General features: G+C 54.9%; 1 rRNA gene. It reads right to left on the reverse strand.

Annotation, left to right across the window (positions count from 1 at the left end):
• A 23S ribosomal RNA gene (locus tag ASG67_RS10170) occupies positions 1-1,063 on the reverse strand; the annotation flags it as partial.

The following is a 1,063-nucleotide window of genomic DNA, read 5'->3' on the forward strand; positions in this document are numbered from 1 at the left end:
GAAGGGATCCATCAAAGGGATTCAGATACTTAGCACTACTGGATTRKCTTGGGCGGTTCTTCGCCGGTACGGGAATATCAACCCGTTGTCCATCGACTACGCCTGTCGGCCTCGCCTTAGGTCCCGACTTACCCAGGGAAGATTAGCTTGACCCTGGAACCCTTGGTCTTYCGGAGGACGKGTTTCTCACMCGTCTTTCGCTACTCATGCCTGCATTCTCACTCGTGTGGCGTCCACGGCTGGTTCACACCGCCGCTTCACTCGCCACACGACGCTCTCCTACCCATCAACACGGCTGGACCACGAAGGCCTACCATTAATGTCAATGCCACAACTTCGGTGGYGTGCTTGAGCCCCGTTACATTGTCGGCGCGGAATCACTTGACCAGTGAGCTATTACGCACTCTTTCAAGGGTGGCTGCTTCTAAGCCAACCTCCTGGTTGTCTKYGCRACTCCACATCCTTTCCCACTTAGCACRCGCTTAGGGACCTTAGTTGGTRGTCTGGGTTGTTTCCCTCTCGACKAYGAASCTTATCCCCCACMGTCTCACTGCTGCGCTCTCACTTACCGGCATTCGGAGTTTGGCTGACGTCAGTAASCTTTTGGGCCCCATCGGCCATCCAGTAGCTCTACCTCCGGYAAGAAACACGCAACGCTGCACCTAAATGCATTTCGGRGAGAACCAGCTATCACGAAGTTTGATTGGCCTTTCACCCCTAYCCACARCTCATCCCCTCMGTTTTCAACYKAAGTGGGTTCGGTCCTCCACGACGTCTTACCGTCGCTTCAACCTGGCCATGGATAGATCACTTCGCTTCGGGTCTAGACCMTGCGACTGAATCGCCCTATTCRGACTCGCTTTCGCTACGGCTRCCCCACACGGGTTAACCTCGCCACAKASCACTAACTCGCAGGCTCATTCTTCAAAAGGCACGCCATCACCAGCCATGACAAGTCATGCACCGGCTTTGACGGATTGTAAGCGCRCGGTTTCAGGWWCTATTTCACTCCCCTCCCGGGGTWCTTTTCRCCTTTCCCTCACGGTACTAGTCCGCTATCGGT

Origin of the sequence: Sphingomonas sp. Leaf339, from assembly GCF_001426195.1 — a bacterium.
Lineage (GTDB): Bacteria > Pseudomonadota > Alphaproteobacteria > Sphingomonadales > Sphingomonadaceae > Sphingomonas.